Annotated in this window: 18 protein-coding genes and 1 tRNA gene; 3 read left to right on the top strand and 16 right to left on the bottom strand. The window is 56.1% G+C overall.

Annotated features, from left to right (window positions below):
- Positions 1–477: 477 nt before the first annotated feature.
- From ABGT65_RS04885 to dprA, 4 genes are read right to left on the bottom strand one after another with little or no spacing between them, the layout of a single operon-like run.
- A complete protein-coding gene (locus ABGT65_RS04885; RefSeq protein WP_346703055.1) occupies positions 478–1,506 on the bottom strand; it encodes a type I asparaginase in 1,029 nt (342 codons plus the stop codon).
- 20 nt (positions 1,507–1,526) lie between these two features.
- Positions 1,527–1,892, bottom strand: a complete 366-nt coding sequence (locus tag ABGT65_RS04880; RefSeq protein WP_346700186.1) for a TIGR04076 family protein — start codon at positions 1,890–1,892, stop codon at positions 1,527–1,529.
- Between the two features lie 18 nt (positions 1,893–1,910).
- Positions 1,911–2,723: a TatD family hydrolase gene (locus ABGT65_RS04875; RefSeq protein ID WP_346700184.1), complete on the bottom strand. Its 813-nt coding sequence runs from the start codon at positions 2,721–2,723 to the stop codon at positions 1,911–1,913.
- Positions 2,720–3,820, bottom strand: coding sequence for a DNA-processing protein DprA (gene dprA, locus ABGT65_RS04870; RefSeq protein WP_346700182.1), 1,101 nt, complete (start codon positions 3,818–3,820; stop codon positions 2,720–2,722). The genes ABGT65_RS04875 and dprA overlap by 4 nt, the downstream gene beginning before the upstream one ends.
- Positions 3,821–4,085: 265 nt before the next feature.
- Here dprA and ABGT65_RS04865 point away from each other — a divergent pair.
- Positions 4,086–4,156, top strand: a tRNA-Cys gene (locus ABGT65_RS04865).
- 90 nt (positions 4,157–4,246) lie between these two features.
- On the opposite strand, the gene ABGT65_RS04860 is transcribed toward ABGT65_RS04865, so the two are convergent.
- From ABGT65_RS04860 to ABGT65_RS04805, 12 genes are all read right to left on the bottom strand, one after another.
- Positions 4,247–7,267, bottom strand: a complete 3,021-nt coding sequence (locus ABGT65_RS04860; protein WP_346700180.1) for a type I restriction endonuclease subunit R — start codon at positions 7,265–7,267, stop codon at positions 4,247–4,249.
- A 25-nt stretch (positions 7,268–7,292) separates the two neighbouring features.
- Positions 7,293–8,186, bottom strand: coding sequence for a hypothetical protein (locus ABGT65_RS04855; protein WP_346700178.1), 894 nt, complete (start codon positions 8,184–8,186; stop codon positions 7,293–7,295).
- A 20-nt stretch (positions 8,187–8,206) separates the two neighbouring features.
- Entirely contained in the window at positions 8,207–9,403 is a 1,197-nt protein-coding gene (locus ABGT65_RS04850) for a restriction endonuclease subunit S (RefSeq protein WP_346700176.1), read from the bottom strand.
- Entirely contained in the window at positions 9,322–9,891 is a 570-nt protein-coding gene (locus tag ABGT65_RS04845; protein WP_346700174.1) for a hypothetical protein, read from the bottom strand. The genes ABGT65_RS04850 and ABGT65_RS04845 overlap by 82 nt, the downstream gene beginning before the upstream one ends.
- 2 nt (positions 9,892–9,893) lie before the next feature.
- The gene (locus ABGT65_RS04840; protein WP_346700172.1) at positions 9,894–11,426 is read right to left on the bottom strand and encodes a class I SAM-dependent DNA methyltransferase; all 1,533 of its coding nucleotides are present in this window, start codon (positions 11,424–11,426) and stop codon (positions 9,894–9,896) included.
- A 93-nt stretch (positions 11,427–11,519) separates the two neighbouring features.
- Entirely contained in the window at positions 11,520–12,944 is a 1,425-nt protein-coding gene (mobV, locus tag ABGT65_RS04835; protein ID WP_346700170.1) for a MobV family relaxase, read from the bottom strand.
- Between the two features lie 245 nt (positions 12,945–13,189).
- The gene (locus ABGT65_RS04830) at positions 13,190–14,074 is read right to left on the bottom strand and encodes a toprim domain-containing protein (protein WP_346700168.1); all 885 of its coding nucleotides are present in this window, start codon (positions 14,072–14,074) and stop codon (positions 13,190–13,192) included.
- A gap of 2 nt (positions 14,075–14,076) precedes the next feature.
- Positions 14,077–14,367 (bottom strand): helix-turn-helix domain-containing protein, encoded by a 291-nt coding sequence (locus tag ABGT65_RS04825; protein WP_270482025.1) that lies wholly within the window; start codon positions 14,365–14,367, stop codon positions 14,077–14,079.
- A gap of 245 nt (positions 14,368–14,612) precedes the next feature.
- Complete coding sequence (locus ABGT65_RS04820; protein WP_346700166.1) at positions 14,613–15,017, bottom strand: hypothetical protein; 405 nt, start codon at positions 15,015–15,017, stop codon at positions 14,613–14,615.
- Positions 15,018–15,023: 6 nt separating this feature from the next.
- Positions 15,024–16,877 carry an RNA-binding domain-containing protein gene (locus ABGT65_RS04815; protein ID WP_346700164.1) on the bottom strand — a complete coding sequence of 618 codons (1,854 nt, stop codon included), beginning with the start codon at positions 16,875–16,877 and terminating at the stop codon, positions 15,024–15,026.
- A gap of 55 nt (positions 16,878–16,932) precedes the next feature.
- On the bottom strand, positions 16,933–17,058 hold the full coding sequence (locus ABGT65_RS04810) for a hypothetical protein (protein WP_346700162.1): 126 nt from the start codon (positions 17,056–17,058) through the stop codon (positions 16,933–16,935).
- Positions 17,055–17,243 carry a hypothetical protein gene (locus tag ABGT65_RS04805; RefSeq protein ID WP_346700160.1) on the bottom strand — a complete coding sequence of 63 codons (189 nt, stop codon included), beginning with the start codon at positions 17,241–17,243 and terminating at the stop codon, positions 17,055–17,057. The genes ABGT65_RS04810 and ABGT65_RS04805 overlap by 4 nt, the downstream gene beginning before the upstream one ends.
- Positions 17,244–17,494: 251 nt before the next feature.
- On the opposite strand from ABGT65_RS04805, the gene ABGT65_RS04800 reads away from it, so the two are divergent.
- Both ABGT65_RS04800 and ABGT65_RS04795 read left to right on the top strand, forming a co-directional pair.
- Positions 17,495–18,175, top strand: a complete 681-nt coding sequence (locus ABGT65_RS04800) for a TetR/AcrR family transcriptional regulator (RefSeq protein WP_346700159.1) — start codon at positions 17,495–17,497, stop codon at positions 18,173–18,175.
- Positions 18,176–18,178: 3 nt separating this feature from the next.
- A complete protein-coding gene (locus ABGT65_RS04795) occupies positions 18,179–19,456 on the top strand; it encodes a TolC family protein (protein WP_346700157.1) in 1,278 nt (425 codons plus the stop codon).
- Positions 19,457–19,460: the final 4 nt, after the last annotated feature.

Here is a 19,460-nt window from a genome sequence, read left to right as displayed (position 1 = left end):
TAGTCCCTTTCGGACCTCCTCGGTTTTCGGGGAATTTCCGTCTCTCTTTTTTAGTTCCTTCCGGGCCTCCTTGTTTTTTGGGTACCTTCCGGCTCTCTTCTTTTTTAGTTCTTTCCGGGCCTTCTCGGTTTCTCGGGGAGTTTCCGTCTCTCTTTTTTTAGTCCCTTTCGGACCTCCTCGGTTTCTTCTTCCCCCCCCCCTGCTTTGGCCGAATTTTTGTGGTTTAAAATTTTACTAAAAATTTATTTTTTTTCGGTCCCCGGGAGTTTCTAAATCCGTTTCAGACATCCGCAAGGGAATTGTACGTGATTCCCATACGCATCTCCAAATCCCGAATAGCTTCTCTCGGATTCGCTTAATTGTTTGTTTGCCAGTCGTTTCACTTGGCTCTGCCACCCCCGTCCGCGGAATGTACCCAGCAGTACGGGCATATTAGCAGTGCGAAATATAGGAAAAAAAATCGTTCCGTGCAACGTCTTAGGTGGTAAATTCTCCGCGCAGGGGCCTGCGCAACAGGGCTCGGGTTTCCTCATCGGGGAGTCCGAGCCCGAGGACGTACATGAGTTTGGTGACGGCAGCTTCGGCCGTCATGTCGTAGCCGCAGAGCACTCCGGTTTTCTGGAGCATGAGCCCGGTCTCGTAAAGTTCCATGGCGACGCGGCCTCCGCCGCACTGTGTGATGTTGAGCAGGATGATCCCGCGGTCGACGGCCTCTTTGACGACATGGATGAAACGTTCCGACGTGGGAGCGTTCCCCGCGCCGTAGGTTTCGAGCACCACGGCCCGCAGTCCCGGGGCCCGGAACATGGCCTGAAGGATCTCTTCGCCGAGCCCCGGGAACAGTTTGACGAGTTCGATTCCTCCGGAGAGGCGGGTGGCGATGCGCAGTTCGCCGGAGTATTCCGCGGGTTGCAGGATGGCGGGATGGTTGTAGGCGATGTTGACGCCGACTTCGGCAAGCGGCGGGTAGTTGTAGGACTGGAATGCGTTCAGCGCCTCGGCGCTGCGTTTGGTGGTTCGGTTGGCGCGGAACAGGCGGTTCTGGAAGTAGAGCGACACTTCGGGGACAACGGGTCGGCCGTCGATACGGGCTCCGGCGATCTCGATGGCCGTGATAAGGTTCTCGCGGCCGTCGGTGCGCAGCACGCCGATGGGGATCTGGCTGCCGGTGAAGACCACGGGTTTGGCGAGGTTTTCGAGCAGGAAACTCAGGGCCGAGGCGGTGTAGGACATGGTGTCGGTGCCGTGCAGGACGACGAATCCGTCGTAACGGGCGTAATTGTCGCGGATCAACTCGGCCAGGGCGATCCAGTTCGAGGGCTCGACATTCGAGGAGTCGATTACCGGGTCGACGGTGTGGACGTCGATGTCGACATTGAGGCGCTTCAGCGAAGGGAACTCCTCGTAGATGCCGCTGAAATCGAACGGGACGAGAGCGCCGGTGACGGCATCGGTCTTCATGCCGATGGTCCCGCCGGTGTAGATGATCAGAATGGAGGATCGCATGTCGTTCATGGTATTCTTTTTCAGAATGTTTCGGGGACTTCAGGTGCTTCGGGGATTTCGGGGCGCGCTTTGTCCGCAGCCGTTCCGTCGAGCGCCTCGACGAGAAAGCTGACGGGCCGGAACCCGTCGTTGCACGAAAGCATCGCCGAGGCGGGGTTCTTCATCCATCCGTCGTAGAAGTCCGTGGCACCGTGGGCCAGGGCCATGACGAAGGGCGAGAGGGTCTGCCAGGCGCTTTCGCACAACCCTTCGGGCCGCTGCCAGCCCTCGCAGACGAAAACCTGCCCCTCCTGCATGTCGCAGGCGTGTTCGATCGGGTTTTCGTAGCGTGCGATCAGGTCCTGGTGGCAGACCTTGCGGATAACGGTGATGCGGATGCGTTTCATGGTTCGGAACAGCTGTTTTCAGGCGGTCTTTGCGGGAGACATTCCTCCGAACATGGCCTCGGCGTTGGCCGTGGTGGCTTCGGCCACCTCTTCGGGGGTAAGCCCCTTCAGTTCGGCGACCTTTTCGCAGACGAAGCGGACGTAGGAGGACTCGTTGCGTTCGCCGCGGTGGGGAACCGGTGTCAAATAGGGGCAGTCGGTTTCGAGCACGAGGTCCCGCAGCTCCATTTCGCGCACGACCTCCGCAAGGCGGCTTTTCTTAAAGGTGACGACGCCTCCGATCCCGAAGAGGAATTCGCCGCAGGTTCTCAGTCCGCGATAGGTTTCGATGCCGTCCGAGAAGGCGTGGAAGACGCCCCGGAGGCCGCGCCCGCGGTATTCGCGGATGATTTCGACCGTTTCGGGCCAGGCGTCGCGCGTGTGGACGGCGATCGGAAGGCGGTATTGCAGGGCGAGTTCGATTTGGCGGCGGAACGCCTCGATCTGCTCCTCGCGGAACTCCCGGCTCCAGTAGAGGTCAAGCCCGATTTCGCCCACGGCGCAGAAGGGCGGAATTCCTTCGGGCGGGCTCTGCAGATAATGCTCCACGAGATTCAGCTCCTCACGCCAGCGGGGATTTTCGTTGACCGAGGTGGGGTGCAGCCCCATCATGGGCGTACAGCGGTCGGGATGCCGACGGCAAAGGTCGAAGAGCCGTTCGTGACTCTCGGAGTCGATGGCCGGAAGCAGGAGCCGCCTGACCCCCTCGTTTCGGGCCCTTTCGAAAGCCTCCTCACGGTCCGGGTCGAATGCTTCGTCGTAGAGATGGGAATGTGTATCGATCAGATTCATAGCTTCATGTATCGATTTCCGGGGAGTTGCCGGATGGCTCCCGAGAGTTCGAGACCGATGAGCAGGGCGGCGAGTTCTCCGGGATTCATTCCGCACTGTTGGGCGAGGGTTTCGAGCGGCAGCGGATCGCTGGACGGGAAGCATTCGAGCAGCCGTTGCTCATCGGGTGTCAGTTCCGGAGTCGGGGCCTGGGGTTGGAATGCTGCGGGGTCCTCGTCCAGGTCCCACATCAGTTCGCGGATGATGTCGTCGGCACTCATGACCAGTTGCGCCTTTCGGTTGCGGATCAAGTGGTTCGTACCTGCCGATGAACGGTCGGTAACGCGCCCCGGAACGGCCATGACCGTTCGGTTGTAGGCATCGGCGCAATGGGCGGTGACGAGCGAACCGCCGCTGTCGGGGGATTCGACGATGATGCATCCGGCGCTTAGTCCGGCGATGATTCGGTTTCGGGCGAGGTAGAAGTTTCCGTTCTGCTTGGATTGCGAATGGAGTTCCGAGACGAGGGCGCCTCCGTGCGCGAGGATGTCGCGTGCGACTCCGGCGTGTTGGACGGGAGTGATCCCCGGGAGAGCGTTGGCCAGCACGGCGATGGTGGGGACTTCGGCGGCGAGGGCGGCACGGTGTGCGGCGACATCGATTCCGAAGGCCAGTCCGCTGACGATGCAGAGTCCGGGGATCCTTTCGGCGAGGCCTTCGACGAGCCGGTTGCACATGGATTGCCCGTAGGGTGTAGCCTGCCGGGTTCCGACCATGGAGATGCAACGGGTTTTCAGCACCTGAGGGTTCCCCATGAGATAGATGACATGGGGATAGTCGGGCATTTCGCGCAACAGGGGTGGATATTCTGAATCCGTGGACGCGATGATCCGGATGTTGTTCCGGCGGCAGTACTCGATTTCGCGGGCAGCGGGGTTGAATCCCTGACGTCGGAGGAGTTGTCGGGCGGTTTCGGGTCGGAGCCGGGCTTTTCCGACGAGTTCGTCCTCGGATGCCGCGAAGATGCGCCGTGCGTCGCCGAAGGTTTCGAGCAGGTGCACGGCCCCTTTCACACCGATTCCGGGGGTCATCTGCAGGGCAATATCCTCGATGGTCATACGGTCGCTTTGAAAATCCGGGAATAAAGGTAGCTATTTTTGGGGGAATACGGAGCGTTTTGCGGTAAAAATGGATGAAAGATGTCGTTAAGTTTTGGTAGAAACGGAAAAGTTTGTATATTTGCACTCCGATACATCGGCATGGTTATTGGATTCCAGCCAGTTTTGCGATTCGGAGGGGGGGTGACGAGGAGTGGCCCTGGTTTTTCCCGGATTGTTGTAGAGAGGGGTTGGAGGGATTGTTTAGGGACGGTGTATATGAAATGGTCTGATGGCCGAGTGGCTAGGCAAAGGTCTGCAAAACCTTGTACAGCGGTTCGAGTCCGCTTCAGACCTCGCAGAAACCGCGTTGTAGATGTCTACAACGCGGTTTTCGTTTGAATTTGTACGGCATTTGTACGGCAGAGGGCCGGTTTGCCGTTTGGCTCAACTGTTTTCCGACCACATTTCGCACTGCTCCATGATGGTGTTCAGTGCGTCCTCCTGTCCCTCGGGCGGATATTTGTACTTCTTGAGCAGTCGTTTGACCAGCCGACGCATGCCGGCTCGGGCGCTCTCCTTCAGATTCCAGTCGATCGTCTTGTTCTTGCGCAGTGCATCGGTCAGTTCGTGCGTGATGGCCAGCAGCTGGTCGTTCGTGTAGAAGTCCCGCACGGCCTCGGGCTTGGTCAGCGCATCGTAGAAGGCCAGCTCCTCGGTCGTGAGGTGCAGCGCCTGGCCCGCCTTTTCGCCGTCGATGATCTCGCGGGCCGTCTTCAACAGCTCCTCGATTACCTCCTCGTTGGTCAGCATCCCCTTCAGGTAGTTGCTCATCGCCTGGGCAAGAATCTCCGAGAACTTCGCGGCCCGCACCGTGTTGGTCCGACGGTAGAGCTGCACCTGCTCGGCAATCAACTTGCGCAACAGCTCCACGGCCAGATTCTTCTCCTTCATGCGGCCGATCTCCTCGAGGAACTTCGGGTCGAAGAGCGAAAACTCCTCCTGCACGTCCGAAAAGAGGTTGATGACCCCTTCGCTCTGAATGCTCTGCCGGAGCAGCTCGTTGATGCGCTCGTTGATTTCGCGGAACGAGATTTTGCCCTTGCCCTCGACGCGCGTCAACAAGGTGCGCACGGCCTCGAAATAGGCCGCTTCGAGCCGCTCTTCGCGGTCGGGCATACTCTGACATAGCGACAGCGCCTGCCGCAGCAGCAGCGCCTCGCGGATGTAATCCTCCTTGACCTTCGCCCGCTCCGGAGCCTGCAGGAAGTCGGCGCCGCCGCTGATGGCCCGGGCACGTTCGAGGTCCGAATTGCCCCGGAATCCCGCGTAGTCGTAACCGTGCAGCAGGTCGCGGCACACCTCCAGCTTCTTCCGAAACTCCGGATAGGCCGTCTTGGCGATGTCGGGGTCGCCGTAGTTGCGGCGGTCGCGCAACGTGTAGTCGTTCATCGCCTGCTTCAGGGCCGAGGCGATGCCGACGTAATCGACCACCAATCCGCCCTGCTTGTCGCCGAAGACGCGGTTCACGCGCGCAATGGCCTGCATGAGGTTGTGTCCTGCCATCGGCTTGTAGACATACATCGTCGCCAGCGAGGGAACATCGAACCCCGTCAGCCACATGTCCACCACGATGACAATCTTCAGCGGCCCGGCATTGTCCTTGAACCGCCGCTCCAGCTCCTTCTTGTGGGCGTCGTTGCCGATCACGGCCCGCCACTCCTCGGGGTCCTTGTTGCTCGAAGTCATCACCACGGCCAGCTTCTCGCTCCACTCGGGGCGCATCTCCAGAATCCGATGGTAAATCTTCATCGCAATCGGCCGCGAGTAGGCCACAATCATCGCCTTTCCGGTCTGTTCCCACTGGCGGAACTCCTCGTAGTGCTTCACGATGTCCTCGCACAGCGACGCCACCGTTGCATCGGCCCCCAGAATCGAGTCGATGCGTCCCAACTCGCGCTTGCTCTTCTCGACGGCGTACTCCTCGGCCTCCTCGGCCATCGCGTCGTACTCGGCATCGATGCGGCGTAGCGTCTCTTCATCGAGATGGAGATTAACGACGCGGCTCTCGTAGAAGACCGGGCGCGTGGCGCCGTCCTCGACGGCCTGCGTCATGTCGTAGACGTCGATGTAGTCGCCGAAGACCTCGCGCGTCGAGCGGTCCTTCTGCGCAATCGGGGTCCCCGTGAAGCCGATGTAGGTGGCATTCGGCAGGGCGTTGCGTACCAGCCGCGCCGCACCTGTGCGCACGCGCCCCGTGCGCGCGTCGATGTGCTCCTCCAGCCCGTACTGGCTGCGGTGCGCCTCGTCGACCATCACCACGATGTTGCGGCGCTCAGAGAGGGGTCCGTCTCCCTCCTCGAACTTCTGCATCGTCGAGAAGAAAATGCCGTTTGCCTCGCGCCCGGCCAGCAGCTCGCGCAGATGGGCGCGGCTCGAGGCCTGCACGGGCACCTGCCGCAAAAAATCGCTGCACTGCGCAAACTGACCGTACAGCTGCCCGTCGAGGTCGTTGCGGTCGGTCAGCACGACAATCGTCGGTGAGGCCATCGCCCGCTGCAACCGCTTGGCGAAGAAGACCATCGACAGCGACTTGCCGCTTCCCTGCGTGTGCCAGAATACCCCGCCGCGACCGTCCGTCTCGGCGGCGCAGAGCGTCGAATCGACGGCCTTGCGCACGGCGTAGAACTGATGGTAGGCGCTCAATATCTTGATGTCTTGCCCGTCCTTCTCCGCGCAGCAGATGAAGCCGCCGAGCAGCTCGATGAAGCGGCTCTTCTCGAACATCCCGCGGAAGAGGACGTCGAAATTGGCGTAGCGCGCGTCCTCCAGCTTGCCGTCCACGGTCTTCCACTCCATGAATCGGTCCTCGCCCGCCGTGATGGTCCCGGCCTTGGTCGTAGCCAGGTCGCTCATCACGCAGAAGGCGTTGTAGACGAACAGCGAGGGAATCTCCTGCATGTAGTTTCGCAGCTGGGCGTAGGCCTCCGAGACGTCGGTTGCCTCGCGCGAGGGGGATTTCAGCTCGACGACCACCAGCGGCAACCCGTTGACAAACACCACGATGTCGGCCCTTCGCACCGAACGCTCCTCGACCGTCCACTGGTTCGCGACCGTGAACCGGTTGCGCATCGGGAGGTCGTAATCCACCAGCCGCACCAGCCCGGCACGCTGTTCGCTGCCGTCGAAGTAGTTGACCGCCACGCCGTTCTGGAGCATGTCGGTGAACCGGGCGTTTTTGCGGGCGAGCGAACCGCTTTCGATGTTTCGGATGCGGGCGATGGCCTCGTCGATGGCGGCGCGGGGGAGCGAGGGGTTTATGCGGACGAGGGCCTCGTCGAGAATCTCCATGCAGAGGGGCTCAGCGAAGTCCCTCACGACATTGGGGCCGTAGAGGTACTCGTAACCGAGCAGGTCTCGGAAGATTTCGAGGATGGCGTTTTCGAAATGGGCTTCGGTGAAGGGCATAAGTTGGACCGTATTCTTTTATGATTTATTTACTTGGATTGTTGCAGAAGTATTGATCTATTTTCTCTTTTGTTTTTGTAAAAAAATCTTTATTATCTGTGTCGACGTCAGCATCTTCTATGTAATAATTTATTTTCTTAATGACACTATCTTTAAGGTTGGTATCATATTTATCAACAGAAATGAAAATAGAATTATTCTCAATAATTAATTGAACCTCAATAAGATCTATACAAGAAACTGCAATTAGAAATCCAGAACAATATGATGCGTTTTGAAGTTCTCCAAGAATTGCAAGAGGAAAATTTTTGTTATGCTCTTTCGATAAACTTGCTGCGTACAAAGCCATTGTTCCTAATGCGGAAGATTGCCTAACCAATTGTTCTGTTTTTGATCCGGAATGATTTCCCTTTTCGTCTGAAACATTGTAAATATTGTTGTATATTGCATTGGTATTCGCTTCGACATGATCTATCTTGCTCAGAATCTTTTGAATATTGAGCTGCAAGCTTCCCGCTGATTCGGAATACGCTTTGGTCGCTTTTTGTACTTCTTCTGCCGCTTCCTGTAATTTCTCGGCTTGTCCAACAGAGCGGCCGTTGGTATAGAATGAATATATTATCGTGATGATTGCCAGAATAATTGAAATCAGAGCGGAGGCTAAAGAGATAAAATCAAGAACTGTTCTATTTTGGTGGAATCCATAAGAAAAAATAGCAATACCAATAAGTAATATTACACTTGACCAAAATAGATAAGGTAAACTTTGATTATTTCTGGAATTTTCTCCGTTTCCTATATGTGCCTGCGGCCTGGAGCAATATATCTTATAAAATGAACGGAGGATATAGAGTGATATTATTACTGTAATGCAAATAAAAAATGCTTGGATTACGCAAGGAGTAAGTAGTTGATTCATAATGATAGTATTTTAGGTTTTTATTCTACATTTATTTCTCCGGCCATCAATTTGGGCAGCAGGGTGTCGCGCAAGGCGGAAAGGGTCTTTATTTCCAAAATATTATGATTCTGTAAATTTAATAAATTAGTATATATTCTGTTAAATTCCAATACGACATTTTGAGGAGGATATATGACCTTAATCAAAGCAAAATCCTTATATCCCAAAGTCTGACGAACTCCTCCGATTGCACGGGATATCACTTCTTGCTTGAATGCGTCGGTCTTTCTGAAGAAGTCAAAAAAGTAATGATATCCTTTTTCGCATTCAAAAACGACATAAACGGGGCTTACGCAACCGTCGAATTCGAAGGTATTCCGACCAATAGAACCGATGTTGATACGCGCCGGATTGTATGCGAACTGGTCGGGCTTTACGATGATGTATTTTGCAATGCTTTCGCTGAAAACCTGCTTGGTGAAATATTCTTCCGATAGGACAAGTTCCCCTGTGGTAATTGGAGACAATACCTTTACCGTTTTTTGTGGTCCAACTTTTTCCGTTTGTTGTTTGGTAACATCTCCTAATTCGGCGACCTTCCAGCCTTGAGGGATTTTGCCTAATTCGGAATCGACAAAGGGGCCGTCGCGGAAGGGTTCGAAATCCACAAACCACGACCGGAAGAGGGCCTGCGCCTGCGCCTCCAAATTCGCATTGATCCGCCGATTCAATTCGATTTTATCATCGAAGGATTTCAATATCTCAACAATCCGTTGTCTAATTTCAATCGGAGGTAGTCCTATTGGTAACAGTCGTAAATCTTTTAATGCAATATACTGTTGAGTAGAACCTTTTATATTTTTGAGTATGTTTTCTTGTGCATTATCAGAATGTAGATAGTAATATATCCAATAAGATAATAATTGGTCTCCATTCATTTTGAAAAGACCAATATTCTTGATAGCAAACTGTGGTTCATTTTTGACAATAGCCAATTCACCAACAGTGCCTATCATAGAAAATAATATATCCCATTGATGTACGCAACTTCTTTTATTTATAGACTGATAGTCTTCGTTAGAAATTAAATAAGTTGATGATAGATTAATTATCCCACCTTTGATGTTTTTAGACGTTACTAATGGTTTCCCTGTTAAACTTTGTTTGGGAGAATCATGTGTCCCATCTCGAACATCGCAGATCTCCCCCAGCCGGTATGTTTTCCACTCGCCCATTTTTCAGCCTTGTTTGGGGTTAATTTAAGATAGAGTGTCGATAAATCGAAAAGATATTTTTCGGAATATGAATTTCCGGAAAGATCTTCATAAGTATATGATAAAGAAATCTTACGATTACGCGTTTCTGCCCATCTGGTTTCTGTGGAAAGTCCAAATTCCTCTCCGGGCGACAATGAGAAAAAACCGTTTTCTATCTGTTTCATATTTCGACTCAATGGGACAGATTGATGAGCCTTCTCAATTAAATATGGGTCGATTTTGATTCGTAGATTGACAGCAGAAGAGGCTCCATAGTTGATGAATTTATAATGAACAATACATTCCAATTTATCTCTATATACCTCAGCCAATACCTTTGGTCTTATTGAATCTTTCCGCAGTACATAATTCTGCCATCCCATATAGATATTGATGATGACGAGAATAAGTGTCAATAGAACCGTAAAGGCTCCGGTATATTCATTGAGAAATTCGATAAAACACATATCTACTCCATTTTATACCCGATACTTTCCAACTGCCGGCGGATCTCTGCCTCCAGATCGTGCGACTGCGCGAAAAGGGCCGAAAGCTCACCCGTCAGCCGCTCCATCTTCGCCGCGAAGGGTTCCGAATCCTCCGCCTGCGCCGCGATGCCCACATACCGCCCCGGCGTCAGAATAAAGTCCTGCGCCGCAATCTCCCCGGTCGTCGCCACGGCGCAGAAGCCCTGCTCCGCCTCCAGACGCCCCTCGGCATAGGCCCAATAGGTGTCGGCGATGCGCTGGATGTCGCCCCGGCGGGCCGGATCCTTCGACTCGCAGTCGGTCAGCTCGCGCAGCTTGCGCGTGACCATCGTCCCGAGGTTGCGCGCGTCGATGAAGAGCGTATGGCCCGGCTGCGTCTTGGCCTTGTTGAAGAACCAGATCGAGACGGGAATCTGCGTCGTATAAAAGAGCTGCGGAGGCATGGCCACGATGCAGTCCACCAGGTCGGCCTCGACCAGCCGCCGCCGGATGTCGCCCTCGCCGCCGCTCTGGCTCGACAGCGAGCCGTTGGCCAGCACGACGCCCGCACGCCCCGTCGGGGCGAGGTGGTGGATGATGTGCTGGATCCACGCGAAGTTGGCGTTGCCGTTCGGCGGGGTTCCATACTTCCAGCGCACGTCGTCCGCGAGGCGGTCGGCGCCCCAGTCGCTGAGGTTGAAGGGCGGATTGGCCAGCACGAAGTCGGCCTTGAGCGTCGGGTGGCAGTCGTGGAAGAAGGTGTCGGCGTTGTACTGCCCCAGGTCGGCCTCGATGCCCCGGATGGCGAGGTTCATCTGCGCCATCTTCCACGTCGTGGGGTTCGAATCCTGACCGTAGACCGAGATATTATTGATATTACCCGCGTGGCTCTCGATGAAGCGTGCCGACTGCACGAACATCCCGCCCGAACCGCAGCAAGGGTCGTAGACACGCCCCCGGAAGGGTTGCAGCACCTGCACGAGGGTCTTGACGACGCACGCCGGGGTGTAGAATTCGCCCGCCAGTTTGCCCTCGGCCTCGGCGAAGCGCGAGAGGCAGTATTCGTAGGTGCGGCCGAGGATGTCCTTCGAGTCGCCGTGCTGGTGCATGCGGATGTTGGTGAAGAGGTCGACGACCTCGCCCAGGCGTCGTTTGTCGAGCTCGGGCCGCGCGAAGTTCTTCGGCAGGATGTCCTTCAGACGCCGGTTTTCGCGCTCGATGGCCCGCATGGCGTTGTCGATGGCGGTGCCGATCTCGGGGGTGTGGGCCTGTGCGGCGATGGTCTCCCAGCGTGCCTCGGCCGGGACGTAGAAGATGTTCTCGGCGGTGTATTCGTCCTTGTCCTCCTCGAAGCCCTCGCCCTCGTCGACGAGCTGGCGGTATTTGGTCTCGAACTTGTCGGAAATGTATTTCAGGAAGATCAGCCCCAGCACGACGGACTTGTATTCCGACGCGTCGATATTGCCGCGCATCTTGTCTGCTGCCCGCCAAATCTCCTTCTCGAAGCCGATATCGGCCGTATTCATGGTTGCCATAGGTAATTGGAAAAGAATATTTCAAGTAAAGATAGCGGTTTTTCGGGAAAGTCCGTGCAATTTTTCATACAAAAACGGTGCGGCGGCGGGGTGCTACCGCTTGATGGTGTGGCGTCGGATGACGGGACGTTCGGGACGGACGGGGTAGCCCAGGCGGGTCATGAGCTCCACATACCGTTGGCGGAACCAGGCGTGTGCGGGTTGGTGGTCGATGAGCAGCTGGAAGCCTCCGGGACCGTTCGGGTCGCGTTGCAGACGGATCTCGGTATTCGAGACGTCGAAGCGGCGCGAATACTCCGGAGCGCGGAGTTCGCCCGAGACGTAAAGGGGCTTCATGGCGATAATCTCGCGGGCGCCCGACTCCGAGATCCCCATGTCGCGGCAGTATTCGCCCCAGCTGATGAGCGTCTGCGTGTCGGGCAGCCACTGTTCGATGCGGTCGAGTTTCGCCTGCAGCTGCTGTTCGGCCTGCTCATGTCGGGCCTTCTCCTCGCGGTTGGCACGGTTCAGCGTCCCGATCTGCTCGTGCAGGGTGGCGTTCTCTGCGTTGAGGCGGTCGATCTCCTGCTGCTGCCGCTTGACACGTGAGGTGCCGATCATCGCCCCGATCCCCTCGACGATATTCGACCCGACCTCCGCCGCGGCGTTTTTCAATCGGGCACCCTTCAGTTCGCCCTTCACGCTCTTCAACTCGGCCTCGGAGCGGTTCAGCTCGGCGCTCTTCTGCGCCTGGAGCGTGGCGGTCTGTTCGTATTCGGTGCGCACCTGCCGCTCCTGTTGTTTGAGCAGCTCGACGGCCTTCCGCTTCTGCTCTTCGAGACGGAGCAGCGCGTCGATGTTCTCCTGCAGATCCTGCTGCTGGGCGATGGCCTGGCGGTAGAACTCCTGCGTGGTGACGTGGCGCGCCTCCGAGCCGTCGATGCCGCGCTCCAGCCCGTATTTGGACATCGCTGTGGCATAGCTGTCCTGATACTGCTTGAGCCGGACGCGCGACATGACGTCGTCGGCGCAGAGGCGGGGCCGGGCGGCGGATTTCGGGCGGTAGTGCCGTTTGCCGGGTGTTTCGGATGGGACGGTGCGGGCCTTGCGGCGCTCGCCCGTGACGATCGGCACCACGGCGGCGTGGATATGCGGGGTCGATTCGTCGCGGTGCACGACGGCCGAGACGACGTTCTCCGCTCCGAAGGTCTCGCGCAGCCAGGCGAGGTTGTCGGCGCACCACTCCGGAAGCCGCCCCTCCTCCTCGATGCGTTTCATCGCGTCATGCGAACCGGTCAGCATGACGCGGATCACCCGCACCTGGTTCGTCCCGATCTTGCGTGTGAGGCCGGCGTGTTCGAGGCGGTAGTTGATCGCCTCTGTGCGGTCGGCCACCTCTTCGGGAAACTCGACGAGCTCCTCGTTGAGGCAGGTGCGTTCGGGTGAAGCGTTGGTAGGTATCTTCGTGCGGGCGATGTGGGCGGTCATGGCCGCCTCGTTGCCCGGGGCTTTGTCAAGATGCAGGACGGCATATTCCATGGTACGGTCATTTTTCGGAGGGTTGTGTGGTTGAAGAGGGGACCGCCTCGGCGGTCGGCGTGCGCAGCACGACAGGGGGTGTCCAGAGGGGCTTGACCCTTTGGCCTATTGGGGCTTTTTCAGCGTCGGCGGGCCGATGCGTCGGAAAAAGCCCTAATAGGCTATGGCTTTTTCCTCGGGGGAAAAGCCGCGGTCGCGAAGCGGCCGATGGGTGGGCGACGGTTCCGGCGTCATTCCGGGCGACGTTACAACTTGCGGCCGCGACGACGCGGCGTGCGGGAAACCTTCGCGGACGATTGGAGCGATTCGTTCAGATCCTTGTGGGCGTGGTAGCTCTCCGCGCGGTCGATGACGGTCGCACCGGGCAGGGCGCTGCGCAGCCGTTCGAGGGTGAGGCGTCCCGCCTCGTCGTTATCGAGGAAGGCGTGGATCGTGGCATGGCGTGTGAGAAACGGAAGGGCGCGGGGTAGGTTCACCACGGAGTTGAGCACGGCAGTATCGACGGTTGGCTCCGGCTCGTGTTGCAGTGTCAGGTAGGAGAGTAGGTCGAAGAAGCCTTCGAAGAGCAGCGCCGTGTCGCCGTGCCGGTCGAAGGTCGTGATGGATTTCGGAGCGCTGCTCCCCTTGAACTGCGGGCTGCGCAGCTCCCAGCCTCCGGCATCGTTGCGGAAGCCGATGGCGAAGAAGCGCCGCTCGCCGACGGCGTAGTGTATCTCGCGGCACAGCGCTCCGGCCACGGCGGGGTCGATGCCGCGTTCGCGCAGATAGCCGATCAGCGCCGGGTGGCGAATCTCCCCGACGCTGAGAATCCGTAGCGGGGAGTCTTCGCGCGGCGAGGCGGTCGGGAGGGGCTGGAAGGAGACTTCGTCTGCGGTCCCTTTGCGCAGGTGTCGGATGGCTTCTGCCATGCCGCACCCTTCGAGGCGCATGACCAACTGAAGAAGCGTGCCCCCTTCGCCCAGCCCGAAGTCGTACCAAAGCCCCTTGTCGTAGCGGACGCTGAAGCTGGGGGTACGCTCCTCGCGCAGCGGCGAGAGGAACATGCCGTGGGTGGCGGTTTCGTGGTGGGGCTGCAGCCCTCGGCGGAGGAGATACTCCCGGATGCCGATGCAATCTGTTGTTGTCTTCATGGCTATCGGCTTTTGATGGGGACGATCCGGTGCAGTGCTGCCTCGACATCGCTGTCGCGGAAGAGGACGCGCCCACCAATCTTGTGGGCACGGATCCGCCCGCGGTTCACCCAGTCGTTGAGCGTCACGAGCGAGATGCGCAGGCGGCGGGCCGTCTCGCGGCGGGTCAGATAGTTCGGTGTCTCGGCGGAGGGTTCGGGGTGGAGCTGCCGCAACTCGTCGCGCAGCGATTCGCGAATCATCTCCGAGAGCTGGTTGGCGGTCATGCCGCTCAGAAAGATTTCCTTGGTCATAACGATTCGAATTTGGTTGATGACGCAAAGAAAGGCTTTCCGAACCCCTCCCGAAAACGGCGAATAGCGTTACAGATCAGCGCCAACCGACGCCAACCGGTGCCATGCCGAAGACATGCCGCCGTCCGTTTCCGGACTTTGGCATTCGTTTGCTTCGGTTGGCACTGCCGTGTAATCGGATTCTGCTCGGGACAAAAAAACGAGGGCGGCGGATGCCGTCCTCTTTGGTGATGTGGTTTTCGAGCCTATCGGAACCGTTCCAATACCTCACGAACGGCATTGGCCGCAAAGAGGGTGTCGCCGCTACTTGAGATCTGTACGCGGCACGGCTCCAGCCATCCGTTCGTAATCCACCGGTCGAGTGTCGGACGTGCGACGCCCAGCGCCTCGGCCAGCTCCTTTTTGTTGAAGAGCCGGCTGCCGTTTACCATCAGATAGCGCTCGCTCTTGTGCACGCCCAGCCAATAGTCGAAGCGACGGAGAATCGCGTCGGCATCCTTCAGCTTCGGCTCATACCGTTCGTAAGCCCAGACGTGCAGGCTCGACGGATCGAATCCGGCAAACTCCGGCCGCTGTTGCAGCTCCCGGACGAGCGTCTCGAAGCACTCCAGCTCGGAGGCCCGGATCGTTATTTTTCGGCGGCGCGGCATGGCTGGCTATCTCTTTTTTGCACGGTATCGTTGGTGAGGATGTTTCGGCATATTGGGATATTCACGTTCCAACAACCCTTCGGCAACCATGATAGGGATGGCTCTGTTTTTCAGGTATCGCAGACTTTTCCCTACTTTGTTAGCTATGGTTTCCAGTGATTCAAAATCAACACACGCGTGCAGAATAGCTGTGTGTAATTCGCTGGAAGATAATCTTCTGCGCCTTTCCTTATCTGGAGAGCTAGCAACATTACTAGCAACATTACTAGCAACATTACTAGCAACATTACTAGCAACATTCCCGGGGAGTCCCCCCTCCCGGAATTTTTTATTGATTCTGTAGTGCGTGCCGCGGCCGATTCCCTCGGGAATAAGGTATCGGTCGTTGCATAACTCTTTGAGCAGCTTTGTGATATCGGCACTGTGCTTGTCCAATACCAATTGCATCCGATAGTTGGTGACCTCGCCCTCGCTGCAACAGGTCGCCAGGGTCATCAACTTGTTGTGTTCTATGGACGTTATGTCCTCACCGAACAGGGATTTCAGATAGGAGATGACCTCATCGGACAACAAGCTGACAAGGGGCAATGTCAATACGACTTTGTCGGGGTGAGTGATCTCCTCGATTCGTGGATTGCGGTAATTTGCCTTTTTCCAACCTTGCATGATCTTGTCGGCACCGCTTCCGGCCTTTTCCGCTGAGCCGATCAGCATGAACATCGTTTGCAGGGCCTTGTTGCGGCATACGCTGTTGCCTCCCTGATAATATTGGGCAATGGAGAGCAGCAGGGAACCTGGATTGGAGAATATGTAACAATCCTTGTGTAGTTCGATCGTAATGTTCGAGTCGACCGAATAGTCGCAATGAACCAGTGCATTGATAAACGCTTCGCGTAGAGCCGTATGTGTCGGTGTTTCGTCCTCTCTGATGCCGTCCTTCAGGGCGAAAGGCTTGGGCAGGGCTGCGGCCAGCTTGGGATAGACCCGGTAGTAGAATTGGAACAGATTCGCCTCCCAGGTGCCGTCCGGGCAGATGCGGTCTGTCCAGCGGTCGTCGGGGTTGGAACTGAAATATTCGCGGTAATCGGGAAAGTATTGCGGGCATCCGTAGGCGTCGGTGATGCTGTCCGTTTTGCCGAACATCAATAGACCGGCAAGCGTCAGTCCCTCGATTTTCTTTCGTCGATCGATCTGATAACCTTTCAATCTCATCAGGAAATGTTTGTCGTCCAGTAGCAGCCACGGATGATCGGGGCTTTTGGTTGCGACCAGCCGGCGGTATTGCTCAAGAGTTGCCTTGTCAATATCCTGCTCGATGGTAAATTCGGGCAGAATTTTGTAATCGCGGGGATGTTCCGTGCTATCGGCATCGGCGAACATACGCTTGATTTCACTTGCATCGCACCGATAGTCTCCTTCGTAATTCCGCTTGAATGTATTCTCGGGGTTGTTATGCAGATATACGGGTATCTTGTTGCGGGGAGCCCGTGGCACATTGAACACCAGGACATAGCTCCCGTTGTATTCGCCATCCTGCACGTCTTTCTCCTGCAGGACGTTTGCGCTGCAATGAGCCTTGTTGTTTACGTTGTCCCAAAACTCTTTTTTGTATTTGCGCGCCTGCTCCAGTGTGATGCCGTCAAGTGTGAATTTCCCGTCCTTCTCTTTGACGCCCAATACGATGACTCCACCTTGCGTATTGGCGAAAGCGGAGTAGGTTTCCCACAAGCTGCCCGGAAACCCTCCCCTGGCGGATTTGAACTCCACCTCGGCCGATTCACAGTCGGCCATCAGAGATTCGATTTTTTCTATAAAATCGTAGTTGTCGAACAGTGTTAATTCCTGCGTATCGTCTTTCATTGCATCAGTCTGTTTGAACAAAGTTAAGAAAATTCCCGGACAACACTCTTTAAGATTATCGTGTTGTGTTGCTTGCCCCCGAAAAATAGGGGTGGCTCATCAGCTCCAGGGCGGTCTGCTCCTCGGTGATCTTGATGTATTTCATGAACTCCCGTTCGGTCTTGTGGCCCGTAACCTTCATGATGGCGTGGTCGGGATCCCCGCCAGATACATGTTCGTCGCGCCGCTGCGGCGTGCCGTGTGGGTCTTCACCAGGTCGCACTTCTCGACCAGCCGGCTCTTCTTTTCACCATTCTCGATGTAGGAGACCTCGACCTTCTCCGTGATGCCCGCCTCGCGCGCAATCTCCTTGATGAGGTGGTTCACTTCTGCTCGTAGCTTCTCGGCAGCCGGTTGTCGTACTTCTCCTGAATGGCCTGCAACGCGGTTCCCGTTTTGTCATACGGTATTAGTTGAATCTTTAATTCTATCATTGGATTCATCCTGTAAGGCTTGTTCTTTGGGTTTTGGGTAACAGAACAGATTCTATAGACATCATATTATTGTGCGCAGGTTGGGGGAAAGAATAGAGGTAATTACTGTTTTGTTTGGTTTCGCCAGATCTTTTTTATAGCTTTGTGTTAACAATTTTGTTAGATAATATTGTTAACACGAAGCCTGAAATGCATGACCAAGAAAAAAACAACACGGAACAGTTGATTCTGGAGGCTGCCGAACAGGAGTTTTTCGCCAAGGGATTCGGTGGAGCGCGCACGGCTGTGATCGCCGAGAAAGCGGGTGTAACACATGCCATGCTGCACTACTATTTTCGTAAAAAGGAATATCTGTTCGAACGCATCGTCGCAAAAAACATTTCGCTCTTGGCGCAGACGATTACGGCGGCTATGGGTAATTCCGATTTGCCGATTGTGGAGCGGCTGAAATCAGGTATTGCCGCGCATTTTGATCTCATTGCCGCCAATCCGCAGTTGCCGCGGTTCTTTCTCAACGAGGTCCTGTCGCGTCCCGAACATTACCACATTATGTATGAACGGATAAAAGAGGTGAGCGGAAAACTCGCGACCCTGCAGAAAGATGTGGACGAAGCCTCCGGACGCGGAGAGATTGAGCAGGTGGATATACGGATGCTCCTCATCAGTCTCTTGTCGCTCAACGTATTTCCGTTCATCGCCTATGCATTCATAGAGCCCGTATCGAACGAACTGCTGGGTGGCATGATGGCCGACCGGGAGAAATATCTTGCCATGCGCAAGGCGGAGAACATCGAAATGATCATGCGAAGAATCAAAAAACAATAGCCCATGAAACGATTTGTCTTATGTCTGCTGCTCGCCATACCGGCAACGAGGCTTGCCGCCCAGTCGCTTGAAGAGTGCCGGCGTTTGGCGCGGGAGCACTATCCCGAGATTCGGCAGTACGACCTGATTTCGCAAACCGAGCAGTATGATCTTTCGAATGCCGCAAGGGCCTGGATTCCGCAAATTGGCCTCTCGGGACAAGCGATGTGGCAGAATGCGGCCGTAAATTTTCCCGAAGCCTTTTCCGGGATGCTGGCGCAGCAAGGGTTGCACATCCCGGGCATGCGCAAGGATCAATACAAGGTGGCACTCGACATCTCCCAAACTATCTGGGACGGAGGGCAATCCAAAGCCGACCGGACGATTGCTGAAGCGGATGCCGCCGAACAACGCAGCCGTCTGGATGTAAACCTGTACGATTTGCAGTCGAGGGTGGACGGGCTCTATTTCGGGATTCTGCTTTTGGACGAGCAGGTTGCACAAATCGAGGCGAAGATCGGGCTGCTGGAGAGCAACCTGTCGCGGATGCGAGTGTACCGCAAAAATGGAATCGCCATGCAGGCTGACGTGGATGCCGTCGAGGCGGAGTTGCTTGCAGCCCGGCAGTCCCTCGGCCAGATAGCGGCTTCACGTGCGAGTTATCGCCGCATGCTGGAACTGTTTATAGGATGTCGGTTGAAAGACCGCGTGTTGGAAAGACCTGCCCTGCGCGAAGTGAAAAGCCATTTTTCCGCACATCCCCGGATCGCATGGTTCGATGCCCAACATGAAAAACTGGAGGCCCGGCGCGATGCGGTCAGGAGCTCGTTGACGCCCCGGTTCAGCGCTTTTGCACAAGGGCTTTATGGCTACCCGGGGTTGGACATGTTCAAAAGCATGGTATCGGCGGATTGGCAGTTAAATGCCATTGTCGGAGTGAGAATGTCATGGAATATCGGAGCATTCTACACCAAACGGAACCATCTTGGGAAGATTGACGCGGCACAGCGGCAGATTGACGTGCAACGCGACATATTCCTCTTTAATACACGGGTGCAGACGGCTCAGGACGACGGGGAGATTGCCCGTTTGCGCAAGGCCGTAACGGAAGATACCCGAATCGTGGAACTGCGGCGCTCGGTGCGCATGGCCGCGGAGTCAAAACTCGAAAACGGAGTGATCGACGCAACGGACCTGCTCCAAAAGATTACCGACGAGACTTCCGCCATGCTGAGCCGCAGCATCCACGAAATAGAGCTGCTGCAGGCCGTATACAGATTGAAACACACATTAAATCAATAGATGC

This window comes from uncultured Alistipes sp., from assembly GCF_963931675.1.
Taxonomy (GTDB): domain Bacteria; phylum Bacteroidota; class Bacteroidia; order Bacteroidales; family Rikenellaceae; genus Alistipes.
This window is presented reverse-complemented; position numbering and strand designations above follow the sequence as displayed.